General features: G+C 63.7%; 15 protein-coding genes. 8 read left to right on the top strand and 7 right to left on the bottom strand.

Annotation, left to right across the window (positions count from 1 at the left end):
• Positions 1-70: 70 nt before the first annotated feature.
• The 5 genes from ACFOOL_RS07925 to ACFOOL_RS07905 all read right to left on the bottom strand — a co-directional run bounded on the left by ACFOOL_RS07925 (position 71) and on the right by ACFOOL_RS07905 (position 5,989).
• Entirely contained in the window at positions 71-1,720 is a 1,650-nt protein-coding gene (locus ACFOOL_RS07925; protein WP_380096417.1) for an MGH1-like glycoside hydrolase domain-containing protein, read from the bottom strand.
• Positions 1,717-2,775 (bottom strand): ABC transporter ATP-binding protein, encoded by a 1,059-nt coding sequence (locus ACFOOL_RS07920; protein ID WP_380096416.1) that lies wholly within the window; start codon positions 2,773-2,775, stop codon positions 1,717-1,719. Before ACFOOL_RS07920 ends, ACFOOL_RS07925 begins: the two co-directional genes overlap by 4 nt.
• 49 nt (positions 2,776-2,824) lie before the next feature.
• Entirely contained in the window at positions 2,825-3,709 is an 885-nt protein-coding gene (locus ACFOOL_RS07915) for a carbohydrate ABC transporter permease (protein ID WP_380096600.1), read from the bottom strand.
• An 11-nt stretch (positions 3,710-3,720) separates the two neighbouring features.
• Positions 3,721-4,614 (bottom strand): carbohydrate ABC transporter permease, encoded by an 894-nt coding sequence (locus ACFOOL_RS07910; protein ID WP_380096415.1) that lies wholly within the window; start codon positions 4,612-4,614, stop codon positions 3,721-3,723.
• A gap of 85 nt (positions 4,615-4,699) precedes the next feature.
• Positions 4,700-5,989, bottom strand: a complete 1,290-nt coding sequence (locus ACFOOL_RS07905) for an ABC transporter substrate-binding protein (protein WP_380096414.1) — start codon at positions 5,987-5,989, stop codon at positions 4,700-4,702.
• Positions 5,990-6,558: 569 nt separating this feature from the next.
• Between ACFOOL_RS07905 and ACFOOL_RS07900 the strand changes: the two genes are divergently transcribed.
• From ACFOOL_RS07900 to ACFOOL_RS07870, 7 genes are all read left to right on the top strand, one after another.
• Positions 6,559-7,488 (top strand): ArsR/SmtB family transcription factor, encoded by a 930-nt coding sequence (locus tag ACFOOL_RS07900; RefSeq protein WP_380096413.1) that lies wholly within the window; start codon positions 6,559-6,561, stop codon positions 7,486-7,488.
• Between the two features lie 141 nt (positions 7,489-7,629).
• Entirely contained in the window at positions 7,630-9,141 is a 1,512-nt protein-coding gene (gene arfA, locus ACFOOL_RS07895) for an arabinosylfuranosidase ArfA (protein WP_380096412.1), read from the top strand.
• 235 nt (positions 9,142-9,376) lie between these two features.
• Positions 9,377-11,287: an ABC transporter substrate-binding protein gene (locus tag ACFOOL_RS07890; RefSeq protein ID WP_380096411.1), complete on the top strand. Its 1,911-nt coding sequence runs from the start codon at positions 9,377-9,379 to the stop codon at positions 11,285-11,287.
• Positions 11,288-11,354: 67 nt separating this feature from the next.
• A complete protein-coding gene (locus tag ACFOOL_RS07885) occupies positions 11,355-12,359 on the top strand; it encodes an ABC transporter permease (RefSeq protein WP_380096410.1) in 1,005 nt (334 codons plus the stop codon).
• A 5-nt stretch (positions 12,360-12,364) separates the two neighbouring features.
• On the top strand, positions 12,365-13,222 hold the full coding sequence (locus ACFOOL_RS07880; protein ID WP_380096407.1) for an ABC transporter permease: 858 nt from the start codon (positions 12,365-12,367) through the stop codon (positions 13,220-13,222).
• A gap of 36 nt (positions 13,223-13,258) precedes the next feature.
• Positions 13,259-14,287 (top strand): ABC transporter ATP-binding protein, encoded by a 1,029-nt coding sequence (locus ACFOOL_RS07875; protein WP_380096405.1) that lies wholly within the window; start codon positions 13,259-13,261, stop codon positions 14,285-14,287.
• A complete protein-coding gene (locus tag ACFOOL_RS07870; protein WP_380096403.1) occupies positions 14,284-15,204 on the top strand; it encodes an ABC transporter ATP-binding protein in 921 nt (306 codons plus the stop codon). Before ACFOOL_RS07875 ends, ACFOOL_RS07870 begins: the two co-directional genes overlap by 4 nt.
• A gap of 85 nt (positions 15,205-15,289) precedes the next feature.
• On the opposite strand, the gene ACFOOL_RS07865 is transcribed toward ACFOOL_RS07870, so the two are convergent.
• Positions 15,290-15,778, bottom strand: coding sequence for a group III truncated hemoglobin (locus ACFOOL_RS07865; RefSeq protein WP_380096401.1), 489 nt, complete (start codon positions 15,776-15,778; stop codon positions 15,290-15,292).
• Complete coding sequence (locus ACFOOL_RS07860) at positions 15,765-16,376, bottom strand: helix-turn-helix transcriptional regulator (protein ID WP_380096399.1); 612 nt, start codon at positions 16,374-16,376, stop codon at positions 15,765-15,767. The genes ACFOOL_RS07865 and ACFOOL_RS07860 overlap by 14 nt, the downstream gene beginning before the upstream one ends.
• A 159-nt stretch (positions 16,377-16,535) precedes the next feature.
• Here ACFOOL_RS07860 and ACFOOL_RS07855 point away from each other — a divergent pair, with 159 nt between their 5' ends.
• Positions 16,536-17,138 (top strand): superoxide dismutase, encoded by a 603-nt coding sequence (locus ACFOOL_RS07855; RefSeq protein WP_380096397.1) that lies wholly within the window; start codon positions 16,536-16,538, stop codon positions 17,136-17,138.
• Positions 17,139-17,142: the final 4 nt, after the last annotated feature.

Genomic DNA, 17,142 nt, shown 5'->3' with positions numbered 1-17,142 from the left:
CACGGAGTTTGCGCCTTGTGGAGATTGCGATCAAGCGTCTTCGCGTCCCTCCAGCGCACGCCGCTCGGCCCTATCCGTAAGAGGGCAGGACCATCCCCGGATCGGCGGCGGATTGGAAACTGCCATCGGGCGCGAGGGCCAGGCGTTGGTTCGGTCCAACGGCGAAAGGCAGTTCGCGCCCGTCATGAAAGAGGGAGGCGGAAAGAGGCCGGCTGGTCAATCCCTCGATGCCCAGCAGCCCGCCGGCCCGGTCCGTGGTGAGCCGCAGGCCCGGGGGAAACCGGCAGATGCACTCGCCATCGCGATAGAGCTCGCTTTCCCCGGCGGTGTTCAGAAGCTCGAAATGCCTGCCGTCCACGGTGCGGGCATAGGCGGTTTCCCAGATTTCATGGCGATGGGTCGCCGGCTTGGGCAGCAAGCCGGTGAACCACAATGTGCCCTCGGGCCTGGGCAGGATGCCGCACAGGCGCTCGACGAAATCGAGCAGGCACAGGATGGCGGGCGAATATTTTTCGGTGAAGCCGGCGGCGCCGGTATAGGGGCTGAGCGTCTGCGGGAACCGGTCGGCAGCGAACAGCGCCGAAAGCACGGGCTGCATGATCCAGGTCAGTTCCACGTCCCGGCCATGATGCTCGAAGGCATGAGGGGCACGGATGATGCTGAGGAAATTACTGGGCCCATCCCAACTGTTTTGGCCGAAATTGGGATCGAAACGCGGATCGTCCAGCGCGATGGAGGTCAGCGGGAATTTCGCGAAGAATTTCCTCGTGTTGAGCAGGTAGCGCTCCAGCGCTTCGCTGAAGAACTCGCCGTCCCCGATCTCGCAGGCCAGGACGCGCAGGAGATTGTCCGACTGGATGCGGACCATGCGGCCATGCCGATCCCGGTCATAGAAAAAGGCGTCGTCGGGATCGTAGCATTGCTCGAAAAGGGCCGCGCGGCTGATTTCCGCCCTGGTCCGCCACACGCCGCCGTCCTCGCCCAGAGCATCGGCTATCCGACCCAGATAGTCGCGCTGGCAGGCCACGTTCGCGGTCAGGTCCGGCGCGATGAACGGCAGGATGGGATTGTCGGGATCGTACCGGGCCGGATCGCCACCGAAAGGGCTGTCGGGCACATGCCAGAAACGGGAAGACAGGTCGTGACCGGTATCATAGGCCGAGAACGCCTCGACGGCGCCGGTTCCCAGCGTATCGCGATATCTGGCCAGCCAGACGTCGTAACGCGCCATGGCGCCGAACATCCGGCTCAGCCAGTCCGTGCCGGCGCGATTGAGGGCGAAATGGTTCCAGACCGAGCGCGCCAGGGGCGTCACCAACTGGATCTGGCTGTAGGCGGGACCCTGCGGCGTGACCTTATATGGAAACAGCCCGTCCTCGCGCTGGTGGCGCATGAAAGCGGCGAAGGTGGTCTCGGCGATCGAGGGCAGGAAGCGGCTCAGCAGTTCGGCATTGATGGTGCCGGTGCTTTCCAGCCAGCAGCCGTGATAGATGCCGCCCTCGTGCAGGATCGGCGTTTCGTCGGCCGCGGGGGCGATGCAATCGAAAAGCTCCCGCACGGCGTCGTAATAGCGGGCGGTGAGGCGGTCGGCGCTCGAGACGAAACCTATGCCGGAGCGGCGCCATTCCTCGAGCAACGGCGCGTCGCCCGGCTTGGCGAGAGGGCCGATCTGCCCGGCGACGTCGAGGCGGCGCAATTTTTCGAGCAGCGGATGCGTCACAGCACGGCCTCGAGACGCAGGCCTTCGGCATCGAAGAAATGTGCATCGGCGGCGCGGAAGCCGAGCGCCACCGTGTCGCCGCGCCGATATCGGGCATTGCCCGGAGCCTGGGCGAGGAGGGTCCGGCCGCCGGGCAAGTCAACATAGACGAAAAGCTCGCTGCCCAGATACTCGACGAGGCTGACGGTGCCCTCCACGGAAAGATCGCCGGGCTGGCCGATGGCGAGATGCTCGGGACGGACCCCGATGGTGACGGAACCCGCCGGCAGCTTTGCCGGAAGCGTTCCGATACCGGGCAGATCCACCCCCTGCCCCACCGCCCTGCCTTCCAGCAGGTTCATTCTCGGCGAGCCGATGAAGCTGGCGACGAAGAGATTGCGGGGAGCGTTGTAGAGCTCGTAGGGCGTGCCGACCTGTTCGAGATTGCCCTTGTTGAGCACGGCGATGCGGGTGGCCATGGTCATGGCCTCGGTCTGGTCGTGGGTGACGTAGATCATCGTCGTGCCGAGGCGGTTGTAGAGATTGGCCAGCTCCACTCGCATCTGCACCCGCAATTCGGCGTCGAGGTTCGACAGAGGCTCGTCGAAAAGGAAAAGCTGGGGCTCGCGCACGATGGCGCGGCCGATGGCCGCCCGCTGCTTCTGGCCACCGGAAAGCTGGCGCGGCTTGCGCTCCAATAGGTCCTCGATCTGCAGAATGCGGGCGGCATCGGCAACGCGGCGATCGATCTCGTCCCGGGGCATGCGCAGATTGGTGAGGCCGAAAGCGAGATTCCGGCGCACGCTCATATGCGGATAGAGCGCATAGGACTGGAACACCATGGAGAGATTGCGCTGGCTCGCCGGCAGATCGTTGACCACGCGGCCACCGATGGAAATCGTTCCGTCGGTGATGTCCTCGAGCCCGGCAATCATGCGCAACAGCGTTGATTTACCGCAGCCGGAGGGTCCGACCAGAACCAGGAACTCGCCGGACTGCACTTCCAGATCGATCCCGTGGATGACCTCGAAGCCGGAATAGGCCTTGCGCACTTCGCTCAGGGTTACAGACGCCATTTCGTGGTCCTTGGACTGCTCGAGGCGGGAAGGAAAAAGGCGGAGCCGCTCATTTCAGCCCGCTCATGGCGATGCCGCGGATGATGAGCCGCTGGAAGATGATGAAGAACAGGAGGATGGGCAGGATGGACAGGATGGACATGGCGAACATCGGCCCGTACTGGCTGGCGCCATCGGTGCTGATGAAGCTTCTGAGGGCGAGCGGGACGGTATAGTCGGCCATGTCGTTGAGATAGACCAGCGGCCCGAGAAAATCCTCCCAGGTCCAAATGAAGGAGAAGATTGCCGCCGTGGCCATGGCGGGCAGCGACAGCGGCATGATGATGGCCCAGTAGATCTTGAACGGCGAGCAGCCGTCGATCATCGCCGCCTCGTCCAGTTCGCGGGGCAACTGCCGGAAGAACTGGATCATCAGAAAGATGAAGAAGGCGTCGCCGGCCAGGAAGCGCGGCACGATGAGCGGCAGATAGGTGTTCACCCAGCCCAGGTTGAGGAAAAGGATATATTGGGGAATGAGGACCACGTGATAGGGGATCATCAGCGTCATCATCATCAGCGCGAACCAGATGGTCTTGCCGGTGAATTCGAGCCGCGCGAAGGCGTAGGCGGCGAAGGAACAGGAGATGACGTTGCCGATGACCGACAGCACGGTCACCACGGTGGAATTCCAGAAAAAGGTACTGAAGCTGACCGGTAGGGCGTTCCAGCCCTCCCAATAGTTCTGCCATTCGAATTGCTGCGGCCACAGGCCGAGATTGCCGAAAATCTGGTTGTCCGGCTTGAGCGAGGCGGCGAGCATCCAGATCAGCGGATAGATCATGACGAGCGAGGTCAGGATCAAGAAGACATGCTTGAGGATACCGGCGCGCCGGGCGCGGCGCGCCCGGGCCTCGCGATAGGAACGGGCGATCTCGGCGGTGGACGGTGCGCTCATCGTCGTCATGGTCAGCCCCGCTCGTTCTCGTAGTGGACCCAGTATTTGCTGGTCCAGAAGGCGATGGCGGTGAAGAGGGCGATGATAAGCAACAACACCCAGGCCAGCGCCGAGGCATAACCCATGCGCAGGAAGCTGAACGCCTCGTTGTAGAGATAGACGGTGAAGAACAGCAGGCTGTCCAGCGGGTCCCCGCGGCCGTTGGAGATGATGAAGGCGCCGGAAAAACTCTTGAAGGCCTCGATCATCTGCAGGACCAGATTGAAGAAGATGACCGGCGCCAGCAGCGGCACGGTGATGGCAAAGAATTTCCGCACCGGCGTGGCGGCATCGATCTCGGCAGCCTCATACAATTCCTGCGGAATGGCGCGCAGGCCGGCGAGGAAGATCAGCATGGGCGAGCCGAACTGCCAGACGGCCAGGACGATCAGCGTCCAGAGCGAATATTTCGGATCGGCCAGCCAATAGGGACCATCCCATCCGAACAGGCGCAGCACCGCATTGACCACGCCGTCATAGTTGAAAAGCTGGCGCCAGAGGATGGCGACGGCGATGGAGCCGCCCAGAATGGAGGGCAGGTAGAACAACGCCCGATACCAGCCGATGGCCCGCACGCCCTTGTCGAGCGCCATGGCGACGCCGAGCGCGAAAATCAGCTTCAGCGGCACCGACACCACGACGAAGGTGAAGGTGACCTGCAAGGCCTTCCAGAAGCGCTGATCGAACTGGATCATATAGGCGTAGTTTTCGAGGCCGATCCATTCGGGCGGGCGCACCACATTGTATTTGGTGAAGCTGAGATAGAGCGAGGCGAGGATGGGGCCGATCGCCAGCAGGAAGAAGCCGACCAGCCAGGGCGACAGGAAGGCATAGCCGGCGACGTTTCGGCGCAGGAATTTCAGCACGGACACTCCAATATCTCGCCATTCCCATCGGTCGGAAAACAGTGTCCGCCGCCCAGGGAGAGGGGCGGCGGAACGGGTTCGGGCGTCAGGCGCGCGCCAGTATCGCTCTGGCCTGGTTGAGGAAATCGCCGGCGACCTCCGAGATTGACCGCTCGCCCAGCAAGACCGCTACCGCCAGGCGCTCGAAGGTCTGCTCGACCTCGTTGGCGCCGCTGGGCGGAGGCGGCGGCAGCGCCGCGGTCTTGCCCTGGATCTTGTCGAAATATTCGACCGAGAGGGCTTCCACTTCCGTCAGTTCGGGCTGGAGAGCGGCGCGGACGTCGCTCTGGCTGGGAATGCCGCGCTCGAGGCCCAGAATGGCGGTCATGTCGAGATCGTTGACGAAGGCGCTCATATAGGCCGTCGCCGCTTCGGGATCGACGCTGTCGCGGGTGAGGCAGACGAACTGGCTGGGCTGCACCACCGATCCCGGGATCATGTCGGGCGTGTTGGGATACATGGCGACGCCGAGCTTGTCCTGCATCAGGCCCTTCACGCCCACGAGCTGGTTGGACCACAGATAGGTCATGGCCGACTTGCCGGTGACGACGCCCATCTGGCTCAGTTCGGCGACGCCCGAGAGGCCCGCCGATTCAGGGCCCGGAGGCGTGCCGCCGGCGTTGCGGATGTTCTCCCAGGTGCTCCAATATTCCTCGACGATCTCCTGCGTGGGCCCGTAGGACCCGTCCTCCTCGTAGAGCATGGCCCCCTTCTGACCGACGAAATCGGAGAAGTTCTGGTAGTCGGCGGTATTGTCGTCGGTGCCCGGAACACCGGTCGCCTCCTTGATGGCGGCGGCGAATTCCCTCAGCTCGTCATAGGTATAGCCATAAGGATCGAAGGTTTCGCCCGGCACGATCCCGGCTTCCTCGAAGAGCCTGGTATTGTACATGGCCATATGGCTGTTGGCGCCGATGGACAGGGCATAGAACTTGCCGTCCACCGTGCCGGCATCGATGGCGCTCTGGTCGATCCGGGAGATATCGAGGGTGTTGCCGATATAGTCGTCGAGCGGCACCACCGCGCCATTGGCGATATATTCGAACAGCACGCCATAGCCCTGCTGGATCACGTCGGGCATGTTGCCGCCGGCGATCTGGGTGGTGAGCTTGGTGAAATAATCCGCAAAACCAAGGGTTTCGCCAACCACGGTGACGTCGGACTGCTTCTGATTGTAAAGATCGATGACGGCGAAGGTGCGCTTGTCCCGCTCGGGATTGCCCCACCAGAAATGGCGGATCTGCGTGCCCTGCGCCAGGGCCGGCCGGCCGAAAGCGGAGAGCGCGACGAGGGAGCCGGCGGCCCCCATGAATGTCCGTCTGTTCAATATGCTCATTCGTTCCTCCCTTGAGCATCGCTGATGCAGCTCCCGCCATTCCTCCCGGCGGGCGCCGATCGTCGCTTTGATTTACGTACCTCTTTCCCGCCCTGCCCCAAGCCGGGCGCGACGGCCCGGACAGCCATGTCAGGCCGGGCGAAAAGAGGGCGATGTGTTCATTCCGGCCAGCCTGTCCTCCCGTCTGCCCCGTTTTCGGGGACGGAGCGGCGCCGCTGCCGGGAAAGCCTCCCGCCAACCGCGACCGCACGGTTGAGCATCGTTTTGCGGGCAACTCAGAAGGTCGATACGAGCATCTGTCCGGTGTCGGCATCGGTCAGACAGAAGACGTACCGCGTAGCGCACGCTTGACCACATACCCTGGCTGGGCCCATGGGCCCATGACGTGTCTCCGGCCGTTCCCGAGAGGTTTGATCCCGCTCAGACGAGGACAGGATTGCCCCGCCTTCCATACAAGTCAATAGGCCTCGCGGACCGGCGGCGGCACCGCGGTTCGGAGGAGCGGGTTGATCGATTCCGATTTCCTGATAGACACTGGAAACCGTTGCTTCCGAGAGATCCCTCCCCCCATGAGCCGTAATTTTCTGGTCATCGACCCCGAAGAGGGCATCGAGGTGCTCAAGGGGCTGGCCTCGACGATCCGCGTCAAGATGCTGAAGCTGCTGCATGTGGAAGGCCCGCTCAACGGCAACGAGATCGCCGAGCGGCTGAGCCTGCCGCAGTCCACCGTGTCGACCAATCTGCAAATCCTTGAAAAGGCAGGGTTGATCCGCACCGAGATGCAGAAGGCCCGCAAGGGCAACCAGAAGATCTGCCACTCCACCTTCGACGAAGTGCTGGTGATGTTCGGCGAGGACATCAAGCCGCTGCGCTCCAATACGATCGAGGTGTCGATGCCGCTGGGGCTCTATACCAGTTGCGAGGTGTCGGCGCCGTGCGGGCTCTGCTCCACCGAGGGAATCATCGGCCTGCTGGACGTTCCGGACACGTTTCTCGACCCCAACCGCATGAAGGCGGGGCTCATCTGGTTCACCAGCGGCTATGTGGAATATCAGTTCCCCAACAATGCAAGGCTGGCGCAGAACACCATCGAGGCCATGGAATTTTCCATGGAGCTGAGCTCGGAAGTGCCCGGAACCTCGGCCGACTGGCCCAGCGACATCACGCTGTCGGTCAACGGCACCGAGATCGGCACCTGGATGTCGACGGGCGATTACGGCGACAAGCGCGGCGTCTATACGCCCGACTGGTGGAAGCTCAAGGGCAGCCAGTACGGCAAGCTCAAGGGCTGGCGGGTGACCGCCGAGGGAACCTATGTGGACGGCATGAAAATCTCGGAGGTCTCGCTGACCGACCTGGATCTGGCCAACCACCATTCGATCCGGTTGCGCATCGCGGTGAAGCCGGATGCCAAGCATCCCGGCGGGATCAATATCTTCGGCCGCGGCTTCGGAAACTACGACCAGGACATTGTCCTGCGCCTGCAAACCGCAAAATAACCTATTGTTTTATAATATCTATTTTGAATGCCTCGCCCGGCCGAAAGGGCGGAGGACGATGGCTCTTGCATCGCCGCGCCTTGCCAGCTAAAACAATAATACTGATATAAATCAGTAAAACGGAATTAGTGGGAGGGCACGGTGAAAGCGTCCGTCATCGCGAACAAGGATTTCACGATCGCCAAAATCGACGATCGTGTCTATGGGGCGTTTCTCGAACATCTCGGCCGCGCCGTCTATGAAGGCATCTACGAGCCGGACCATCCGAGCGCCGACCAGGACGGCATGCGCGGGGACGTCGCCGAACTGGTCCGCAAGCTCAATGTACCAGTGGTGCGCTATCCGGGGGGCAACTTCGTCTCGGCCTATAACTGGGAGGACGGCATCGGCCCGCGCGAGGAGCGCCCGACCCGGCTCGACCTGGCCTGGCACACCTCGGAAAGCAATGCGGTGGGCATCCACGAATTCGCCGACTGGTGCGCGACAGTGGGCACGGAGATGATGCTGGCGGTCAACCTGGGCTCGCGCGGCGTCGACGAGGCCCGCAACTTCCTCGAATATGTGAACCATCCCGGCGGCACCTATTGGAGCGACCTGCGCATCAAGAACGGCCGCAAGGAGCCCTGGAACGTCAAGATGTGGTGCCTGGGCAACGAGATGGACGGCCCCTGGCAGGTCGGCCACAAGGACGCCCACGAATATGGCAAGCTGGCCGCCAATACCGCCCGCGCCATGCGCATGTTCGACAAGTCGCTGGAGCTGATCGTGTGCGGCTCGTCCAATGCCGACATGCCCAGCTATCCGGACTGGGAGCGCATCGTGCTCGAGCATACCTACGAGCATGTGGACCATATCAGCCTGCACATGTATTTCGCCAATCGCGACGACAACACCCCCAATTATCTCGGCCTCAGCCACAAGCTGGAGACCTATATCGACACGGTGGCGGCCACCATCCGCCAGGTCAAATCGAAGAAAAAGAGCAAGCGCGACGTCTATATCTCCTTCGACGAATGGAACGTCTGGTATCATTCCAACAAGAAGGACCGCGAAATCCTCGACGGCAATAGCGGCTGGCCGCACGCGCCGGGCCTGCTGGAAGACATCTACAATTTCGAAGACGTGCTGATGGTGGGGCTGATCCTCAACACCTTCATCCGCCGCTCCGACGTGGTGAAGATCGCCTGCATCGCCCAATTGGTGAACGTGATCGCCCCGATCATGACCGAAAAGGGCGGGCCGGCGTGGGCCCAGACCATCTATTATCCCTATTATTTCGCCTCCGTCTTCGGCCGCGGCACGGCGCTGCACCTGGCCACCCGCTCGCCCGGATACGAGACGACGCACGCCGCCGAAACGCCCTATGTCGACGTCGCCGGCGTGCACGACGAGGACGAAGGGACGCTGAGCTTCTTCCTGGTCAACCGCCACCCCAGCGACAGCATCGAGACCGAGGTGAGCCTCCAGGGCTTCGGCAGCGGCAGCATCATCGACCACCAGGTGATGACCCATCCCGACCTCAAGGCGGTCAATACGGCCCGGAACCAGGACGAGGTGGCGCCGAAAAAGGGCGAAGGGGCCCGCATCGAGGGGGACCGGCTCACGGTCGCGCTGCCGCCCTATTCCTACCAGATGATCCGGGTGAAGCTCTGAACGGCGGCTGTCGCGACCATGCGGCGAATGTCAGCACATCGTTAGCATCGGGGACTGCATCGACCCACCGGGGCGCGTCGTTCCGCGACGCGCCCCTTTCCATGTCTTTATATCATGATTATGGATTTGTATCATAAACAACATTGACAAGTGCTGACAGCCGGTTAAGTATGACTAATGGTGGCGCTGGAGGGCGCCGCCGCTGGAGCGACACACTCCAACAAGGGAGGAAAACATGACAATCTGGAAGACGCTTCTGGCGTCGGCCGTTCTGGTCTCCATGGGAGCCGGAACCGCCGCCATCGCCCAGGAGGAAGCGGCCGCGCCGCCGATCACCGATTTTCCGCGTGAACAGACGCTGATCATCAACAATCCCGATTCGCCGCCGACCAATCCCGACATGTTCAATCTGTGGGTGGCGGGAGCGGGCGTTTCGGCGCCGAACGGGCTGCATCAGCTCTCCACCGACACATTGTGGTTCATCGACCCGGACGAAGGGCTGGATGGGGCGCTCTATAACCAACTGGCCGCCGAGCCCTGGCAGTACAATGAAGACTTCACCGAAATGACGGTGAAATTGCGCGAAGGCATATTGTGGAGCGACGGCGAGGAGTTCAACGCCGGCGACGTGGTCTATACGGTCGAGACGCAGATGAACACGCCGGGCATGGTGTGGAGCGCGCCGTTCTCGCAGAATGTCGAGACCGTCGAGGCCCTCGACGACTACACGGTCAAGTTCTCGCTCAAGCAGCCCAATTCCCGTTTCCACTCGCTGTTCTCGGTTCGCTGGAACGGCGCCTGGATCATGCCCGAGCACGTATTCTCGCAGGTCGAGGACGTCCTGGCCTATGACTTCAACCCGCCGGTGAGCCTGGGGCCCTATACGCTCAATTCCTACGATCCCAACGGCTACTGGTATATCTGGGAGAAGCGCGAGGACTGGGACAAGACCGCCCTGGCCATCTGGGGCGAGCCGGCCCCGCAATATGTGATCTACCGCTCCATCCCCTCGACCGACAATCGCCTGATCGAGATGGTGAACGGCAATCTCGACATGATCCACGACCTGACGCCCGAAGGCATGTTCAGCCTCGTGCAGCAGTCGGAGACGTCGCGCGGCTGGTTCCCGGGCTTCCCCTATGCCCATCCGGACCCGACGCTGCCGATGATCATCTTCAACAACCAGGATGAGCGGTTCCAGGACAAGCGCGTCCGCTGGGCGCTGGCGCTGATGCTCGACGCGCGGGCCATCTCGATGGCGTCCTATCGCGGGGCGGCAACCCTGTCGGCCATCGCCATCCCGCCCACGGGAACCCATCCGAGGGACTATCACGGGCCGTTGCAGGACTGGCTGATCGACTATGAGCTCGACACCGGCTCCAGCACGATCAAGCCCTATGACCCCTCCATCGGCCTGCAGGTCGCCGACATGGTGCGCCCGCAATTCGGGGACGCCGTGCCCACGGACGAGACCGCCATCCGCACCGCCTTCGGCTATGGCTGGTGGAAGCAGGACGTGCAGGCTGCCGGCGAACTGCTGGAGGCCGCAGGCTTCACCAAGCAGGGCGACCAGTGGATGACGCCCGACGGCCAGCCCTTCGCCTTCACCATCAAGACCTTCACCGAAGGCGTGATGAACCGCTTCGGCACCATGGCGGCGCAGCAATGGAGCCAGCAGGGCGTCCGGGTCACCCCCGAGGCCGATCCGCAGATCTTCGCCCAAACCCTGCCGCTGGGCAATTACGAAGCGGCCACGGCCTGGTCGATCGAGACCTGGGGCGGCGATCCCGACCTGTCGTTCTTCCTGGAAAGCTGGCACTCGGACTATGTCGCCGAGCCCGGCGAACGCCAGCCGCAGCGCAACTGGCAGCGGTGGCAGGACGAGCGGCTGGACGCGATCATCGAGGAAGTGCGCCGGACCGAGTTCACCTCGCCGCGCAATCTCGAGCTCGGCCATGAGTTCGTGAAGCTGATGGTGGACGAGATGCCGGTCATCCCGATGATGTCGTTCAACGTCTTCTCGGCCTACGACACCCGCTACTGGACGGGCTTCCCGACGGCGGAGGAGCGGCCCTATGCCAATATCGTGACGAACTGGGCGAACAGCAAATACATCCTCACCCAGCTCAAGCCGACACAGCAATAGCGGTCCCGTGCGGCGCCCGGACCATCATCGGGCGCCGCATCTTCCTGCGGCACAAGGTTCGAGCTGAATGAAGTCGTATCTGTTCTTTGTCCTGCGCCGGCTGGTGCAACTGATCGCCGTCATCTTCGCCGGGGTCACGGCCGCGTTCTTCATCTCCCATCTCAGCCCCATCAGCCCGGTGGAATCGATCATCGGCCGGGTGAGCGGGCAATCGAGCTACAGCCCCGAGGCGGTGGAGTCGCTGCGCCAGACGCTGACCGAGCTGTTCGGGCTCAACGTGCCGCTGCACGAACAATATTTCAATTTCCTCGGGCGCCTGATCGTGGGCGATCTCGGCCCCTCGCTCATCGCCTTCCCGACGCCGGCCATGCGCATCGTGGCGCTGGCCCTGCCCTGGACGCTGGGGCTGATGGCGGTGCAGATCCTCATCGCCTGGCTCATCGGCAACATCTTCGGGGGGTTGGCCGGCTATTACCAGAATTCCAAGCCGCTCAAGGCGGTGGGCGTGGTCGCCATCGCCATCCAGCCGATCCCCTATTACATCGTCGCCTTCCTGATGGTCATCATCTTCGGCTTCTTCTGGCCGGTGCTGCCGATCTCGGGCGGCTTCGCCATGAACGTACGGCCCGGCTTCACGCCCGAATTCATCGGCTCGGTGCTGCATCACGCCATCCTGCCGATCTCGGCCCTGGTCATTTCGGGCATCGGCACCTGGTTCCTGGGGATGCGGGCGCTGGTGTCGAACATCGTCACGGAAGACTATGTCACCTATGCGGAACTGGCGGGCGTCGACCAGCGCCGGATCGTCTTCTCCTATGTCATCCGCAACGCCATGGTGCCGCAGCTCACGGCGCTCGCCATGGCGCTGGGCCTGATCTTTTCGGGCACCATCATCACCGAGCAGGTCTTCGCCTATCCGGGGCTGGGAAGCCTGCTGGTCCGCGCCGTCAACGGCGGCGACTCGGCGGTGGTGCTGGCGGTGTCCTGCGTGGCGGTGATCGCCGTGGCCACGGCGATCTTCATCATCGACATGATCCATCCGCTGCTGGATCCGCGCGTCAAGGCGGAGTGACCCCCATGTTCCGCGTTTTCCGCGACCTCATCCACTACAATCTGGAATTCGCCATCGGCGTGGTGCTGGTGACGGCGGTGGTCATCTTCGCCTGCCTCAGCTTCTTCTCCCCGGTCGACCCGACCGCCATCTATGTGGCCATTCCCGACATGCCGCCCGGCGCGCAATACTGGTTCGGCACCAATTCGCGCGGGCAGGACCTGTTCTGGCAAATGAGCTTCGCGCTGCGCAACACGCTGTTCTTCGGCATCATCGTGGCGCTGATCTCCCGCGCCCTGGCGATCGCGGTGGGGCTGGCCGCCGGCTATCTGGGCGGCTGGGTGGACCGGGTGCTGATGTTCTTCTGCGACATCTTCGTCGCCATCCCCATCTTCCCCATCCTCATCCTGTTCTATTTCGTGCTGCGCAGCGACATGAACACGTTCAACCTGGCGCTGATCATGGCCAGTTTCGGCTGGCCGTTCGACGCGCGGCTGATCCGCTCGGTGGCGGTGGGGCTGCGGCACCGGGAATTCACCCGCCACGCCGTGTTCGCCGGCATGTCGGCGCGCAAGATCATGCTGGAGGAGCATCTGCCCTATGTGGTGCCGATCATCTTTTCCACGGCCATGGCCAACATGATCTGGTCGATCGGGCTGGAAGTCACCCTCGCGGTGCTGGGCTTCACCAATCTCAACATCCCCACCATCGGCACGGCGATCTACTGGGCCAACAACCATTCGGCGATGATCGTGGGCGTGTGGTGGTGGATCCTCATTCCGGTGATCCTGATCGTGATGACCTTTATCGGGCTGTTCCTGCTGGCGATCTCGATGAACGAATATATCGACCCGCGCAGCCGGCTGCGGAGGATGGGCGCATGAGCGGGGTGGGCCCCCGGTTGGCGGAGAGTGCTGCGCATGACTGACGATCTTCTCACGGTCGAAGGGCTCAAGGCCTATTACCAGATGAATTATTTCGGCGTGGAGCGCGAGGTGCGCGCCGTCGACGACATCACCATGACGGTGCGCCGCAACGAGGTCTATGGCATTGCCGGGGAGAGCTCGTCGGGCAAGACCTCGTTCATCAAGGTGCTGGCCGCCGCCATCCGCCCGCCGCTGCGGGTGGTGGAGGGACGGGCGCTCTACGACTTCCGCAGCGGGCCGATCGACGTGGCGCGGGCGAGCCCGGCCCAGATCGAGGCGGTGCGCTGGAAAAGCCTCTCCTACATCATGCAGGGCTCGATGAGCGTGCTCAATCCGGTGCGGCGCATCGGCAGGACCTTCCGCGATTTCGCCGCCAAGCCGCTGGGGCTGTCGGGCGCGGCGTTCGAGCAGCGGGTGGTGGGCCATCTGGCGCGGCTGAAGCTGCCCCCGGAGGTGCTGCGGGCCTATCCGCACGAATTGTCGGGCGGCATGCGCCAGCGCGTCACCATCGGGCTAGCCACGGTGTGCCACCCCGAATTCATCATCGCCGACGAGCCGACCACGGCGCTGGACGTGGTGGTGCAGAAGGAGGTGCTGAGCCTCATCCGCGACATCCAGAAGGACATGGGCGCCTCGGTGGTGTTCGTCACCCACGACATGAGCGTGCACGCCAACATGGCCGACCGGGTGGGCATCATCTATGCCGGGCGGCTGGTGGAGGAAGGGCCGACGCGGCAGATGTTCTTCACCCCGAAACACCCCTATACGGCGCATCTGGTGGCCAGCCTGCCGCGCATCGGGGACATTCAGCAGCGTCCGGCGCTGGAGGGGCGACCGCCCAACCTGGCCGATCCGCCACAGGGGTGCCGCTTCCATCCGCGCTGCCCGCTGGCGGTGGACAAATGCCGCAAGGAGGCGCCGCCGCTGGAGACGGTGGGGCCGGACCAGCGCAGCGCCTGCTGGCGGTGGCGGGACGTCGAGCCGCTGGTGGGGGCCGGACCGGCGGCGGGAGTGACGGCATGACCACGCTGCTCGATGTGCGCAATGTCTCGAAGCGCTTCGCCATGGGCGGCGTATTCGGCCGCAGAAGCGTCGATGCGGTGCTCGACGCCAGCTTCTCGCTGCATACCGAAACGCCGGAAATCTTCACCATCATCGGGGAAAGCGGCTCGGGCAAGACGACGCTGGCGCGGATGATCCTGGGGCTGGAAGATCCCAGCGCCGGGGAAATCCTGTTCCGGGGCCAGCGGATCGACCGCCGCGCGCCGCGCGCCGAACGGCTCGAATTCATGGCCAATGTGCAGCCGGTGTTCCAGAACCCGTTCGAGGCCTTCAATCCGCTCAAGCAGATCGAGCGCTATCTGGAAAGCACGGCGCGGCGGTTCCTGGGCACCGGCGACAGGGCCGTGATCGACCGGGCCATGGACGAAGCGCTGCAAAAGGTGGGGCTCAGCCTCAAGGAAGTGCGCGGGCGCTTTCCGCACGAAATGAGCGGCGGGCAGTTGCAGCGCTGCGCCATCGCGCGGGCGCTGATCCCCAACCCGCCGCTGCTGATCACCGACGAGCCGGTGTCGATGGTGGATGCGAGCCTGCGCATGAGCATCGTCAACCTGCTCAAGACGCTGCGCGACGAATTGAAGGTCTCGGTGATCTACATCACCCACGACCTGGCCACAGCCTATTACATCTCCAACCGGCTGATCATCATGCAGCGTGGGCGGATCGTGGAAATGGGGGATGCGCGCACGGTGCTGGACCGGCCCGAGCACCCCTATTCGCAACTGCTCAAGGCCTCGGTGCTCTCCACCGACGATGCCGGCGCCGGCAAGCTGGACACGGACCCGGCAATGGCCGAACGCGCCGTGGCGACGACCGGACAGGCCGGGCGGCTGGTGGAACGGGACGACGGCCGGAGCGTGCGCGTCTACGAGGAGGGATAGGAAACAGCCCCACTTCCGAAGGGGACCCCCACCCCCGGCCCCTCCCCTCAAGGGGGAGGGGAGACAATGAAAGGCTCTCGAGGGCCTATTCCGGTTTCCAACTGGGGGAGGGCTCGCGCGGGAGGGGAGGCATGGCGCGGATGTCCTCGCCGCGGCGCATGGCGATGTTCATGCGGAAGGAATTGCCGATGCGCTCGGAGCGCTCGACGAAGAGCGCGGCGATTTCGGGGGAGCAGATTTCCTCGACGGTCTCGCGGAACAGGCGCAGCCAGCGCATGAAATGCCTGTCGGCCAATTCGGGAATGGCCATGTGCTTGGGCATGGGGCGGCCGCCATAGCGGCCGGTGCCGAGCAGCATGGAGCTCCAGAAATCGGCGATGAGGGCGAGATGGGCGGGCCATTCCGGGTCGGGAATGACGCGGTTGAATACCGGGCCGATGACATCGTCGCGGCGGGCGCGACCGTAGAATTCATCGACCACGGCGCGGATCAGGACCTCGTCGAGGCCCTCGGGCGTTTCCCAGCCGATGCGGGTGAGACGGGTGCCGGCGGGCGGGCGATCAGGCTGGGCCATGGGAAGACGCCTTGATGAGGTAGGAACAGCGGCGGCCGCCGGCCACGATATGGTCCTGCCGCTCGATCTCGACGCCGGGGCCGAGAACGGCGCGGAAGACTTCGAGCTCGGCGCGGCAAAAACCCTGGCAGGCAATGGCGGCGGCACAGATGGGGCAGTGATTCTCGACCAGCAGCATGGAGCCGTCGGGCTGCTCGGTCCAGGCGGCCATATAGCCCTCGCGGCTGCGCAGGTCGGCCAGCGCCGCGACGCGGGAGCGGATATCGGGGGCGTGGGCTGTGGCGGCCTGATAGGCCTTGCGGGTCTCGGCCTCGCGCACGGAGATGATGGCATCGAGCGCCGCCTCGCCCATATGCTGGCGGACGATATCGAGCAATTGCACGGTCAGCGCCGCGTGGGTATCGGGAAAGCGCGCCTGGGCCGCGGGGGTGAGGCTCCAGAGCTGGGTGGGCCGGCCGACGCCGGACGAGGCGCTCCGGGCCGCGACCAGCCCCTCGCCGGCAAGGCGCACCAATTGCTGGCGCGCCGCCTCGCTGGAGGTGCCGAGCCGATCGCCCAGGGCGGACGCGGACAGGCTGCCATGCATCTTGAGCGCCATGAGAATGCGCTCGGCAGGGTTGCGGGGCGACCACTCCGGGTTTTCCAAGCCCGTGCTTGACATATCTGCGGAATAGGTTTTCAAAGTCATTGCTTGGAAATTAACCCGACCGATGCCGCCTGACAAGGCGGCGGCGTGTCGCCGCTAAAGGAGCCCCGAATGACCTTCTCCCTCCCCGCCCTGCCCTATGCCGTTTCCGCCCTCGCCGAGCGCGGGATGAGCCAGGAAACGCTGGAGCTGCACCATGGCAAGCACCATCAGGCCTATGTGACGGCGCTCAACGGCTTCGTGGAAAAGAACGCCGACCTGGCGGGCAAGTCGCTGGAGGAAATCGTCGCCTTCACCAATGGCAAGGCCGATCTGGCGCCGGTGTTCAACAATGCCGGGCAGCATTGGAACCACATCCATTTCTGGCAGGCGCTGTCGCCCAGCGGCGGCAAGCTCCCCGGCAAGCTGGAAGCCAAGATCGTCGAGGATTTCGGCTCGGTCGACGCCTTCAAGGAAGCCTTCAAGACCGCTGCCACCACGCAGTTCGGCTCGGGCTGGGCCTGGCTGGTGCTGGGCAATGACGGCAAGCTCAAGGCCACCAAGACCCCGAACGGCTCCAATCCGCTGGCGACCGGCGAGGGCAAGCCGCTGCTCGGCCTCGACGTGTGGGAGCACTCCTACTATGTCGATTTCCGCAATCGCCGCCCCGATTATGTGAGCAATTTCCTGGACAAGCTCGCCAATTACGAGTTCGCCGAAGCCAATCTGGGCTAAAGCC

Origin of the sequence: Devosia honganensis (assembly GCF_042648785.1) — a bacterium.
In the GTDB taxonomy this organism is placed as follows: Bacteria; Pseudomonadota; Alphaproteobacteria; order Rhizobiales; family Devosiaceae; genus Devosia; species Devosia honganensis.
Note: the sequence above shows the minus strand (reverse complement) of the source record. Positions and strands in the feature narration are given on the sequence as shown.

Bases quoted from the DNA above. Each gene is read 5' to 3' on its own strand.
- ACFOOL_RS07865 (WP_380096401.1), bottom strand. From the start codon at position 15,778: ATGGCCCAGCCTGATCGCCCGCCCGCCGGCACCCGTCTCACCCGCATC.
- ACFOOL_RS07905 (WP_380096414.1), bottom strand. From the start codon at position 5,989: ATGAGCATATTGAACAGACGGACATTCATGGGGGCCGCCGGCTCCCTC.
- ACFOOL_RS07890 (WP_380096411.1), top strand. From the start codon at position 9,377: ATGACAATCTGGAAGACGCTTCTGGCGTCGGCCGTTCTGGTCTCCATG.
- ACFOOL_RS07885 (WP_380096410.1), top strand. From the start codon at position 11,355: ATGAAGTCGTATCTGTTCTTTGTCCTGCGCCGGCTGGTGCAACTGATC.
- ACFOOL_RS07900 (WP_380096413.1), top strand. From the start codon at position 6,559: ATGAGCCGTAATTTTCTGGTCATCGACCCCGAAGAGGGCATCGAGGTG.
- ACFOOL_RS07915 (WP_380096600.1), bottom strand. From the start codon at position 3,709: ATGAGCGCACCGTCCACCGCCGAGATCGCCCGTTCCTATCGCGAGGCC.
- ACFOOL_RS07875 (WP_380096405.1), top strand. From the start codon at position 13,259: ATGACTGACGATCTTCTCACGGTCGAAGGGCTCAAGGCCTATTACCAG.
- ACFOOL_RS07860 (WP_380096399.1), bottom strand. From the start codon at position 16,376: ATGGCGCTCAAGATGCATGGCAGCCTGTCCGCGTCCGCCCTGGGCGAT.
- ACFOOL_RS07870 (WP_380096403.1), top strand. From the start codon at position 14,284: ATGACCACGCTGCTCGATGTGCGCAATGTCTCGAAGCGCTTCGCCATG.
- ACFOOL_RS07920 (WP_380096416.1), bottom strand. From the start codon at position 2,775: ATGGCGTCTGTAACCCTGAGCGAAGTGCGCAAGGCCTATTCCGGCTTC.
- ACFOOL_RS07880 (WP_380096407.1), top strand. From the start codon at position 12,365: ATGTTCCGCGTTTTCCGCGACCTCATCCACTACAATCTGGAATTCGCC.
- ACFOOL_RS07855 (WP_380096397.1), top strand. From the start codon at position 16,536: ATGACCTTCTCCCTCCCCGCCCTGCCCTATGCCGTTTCCGCCCTCGCC.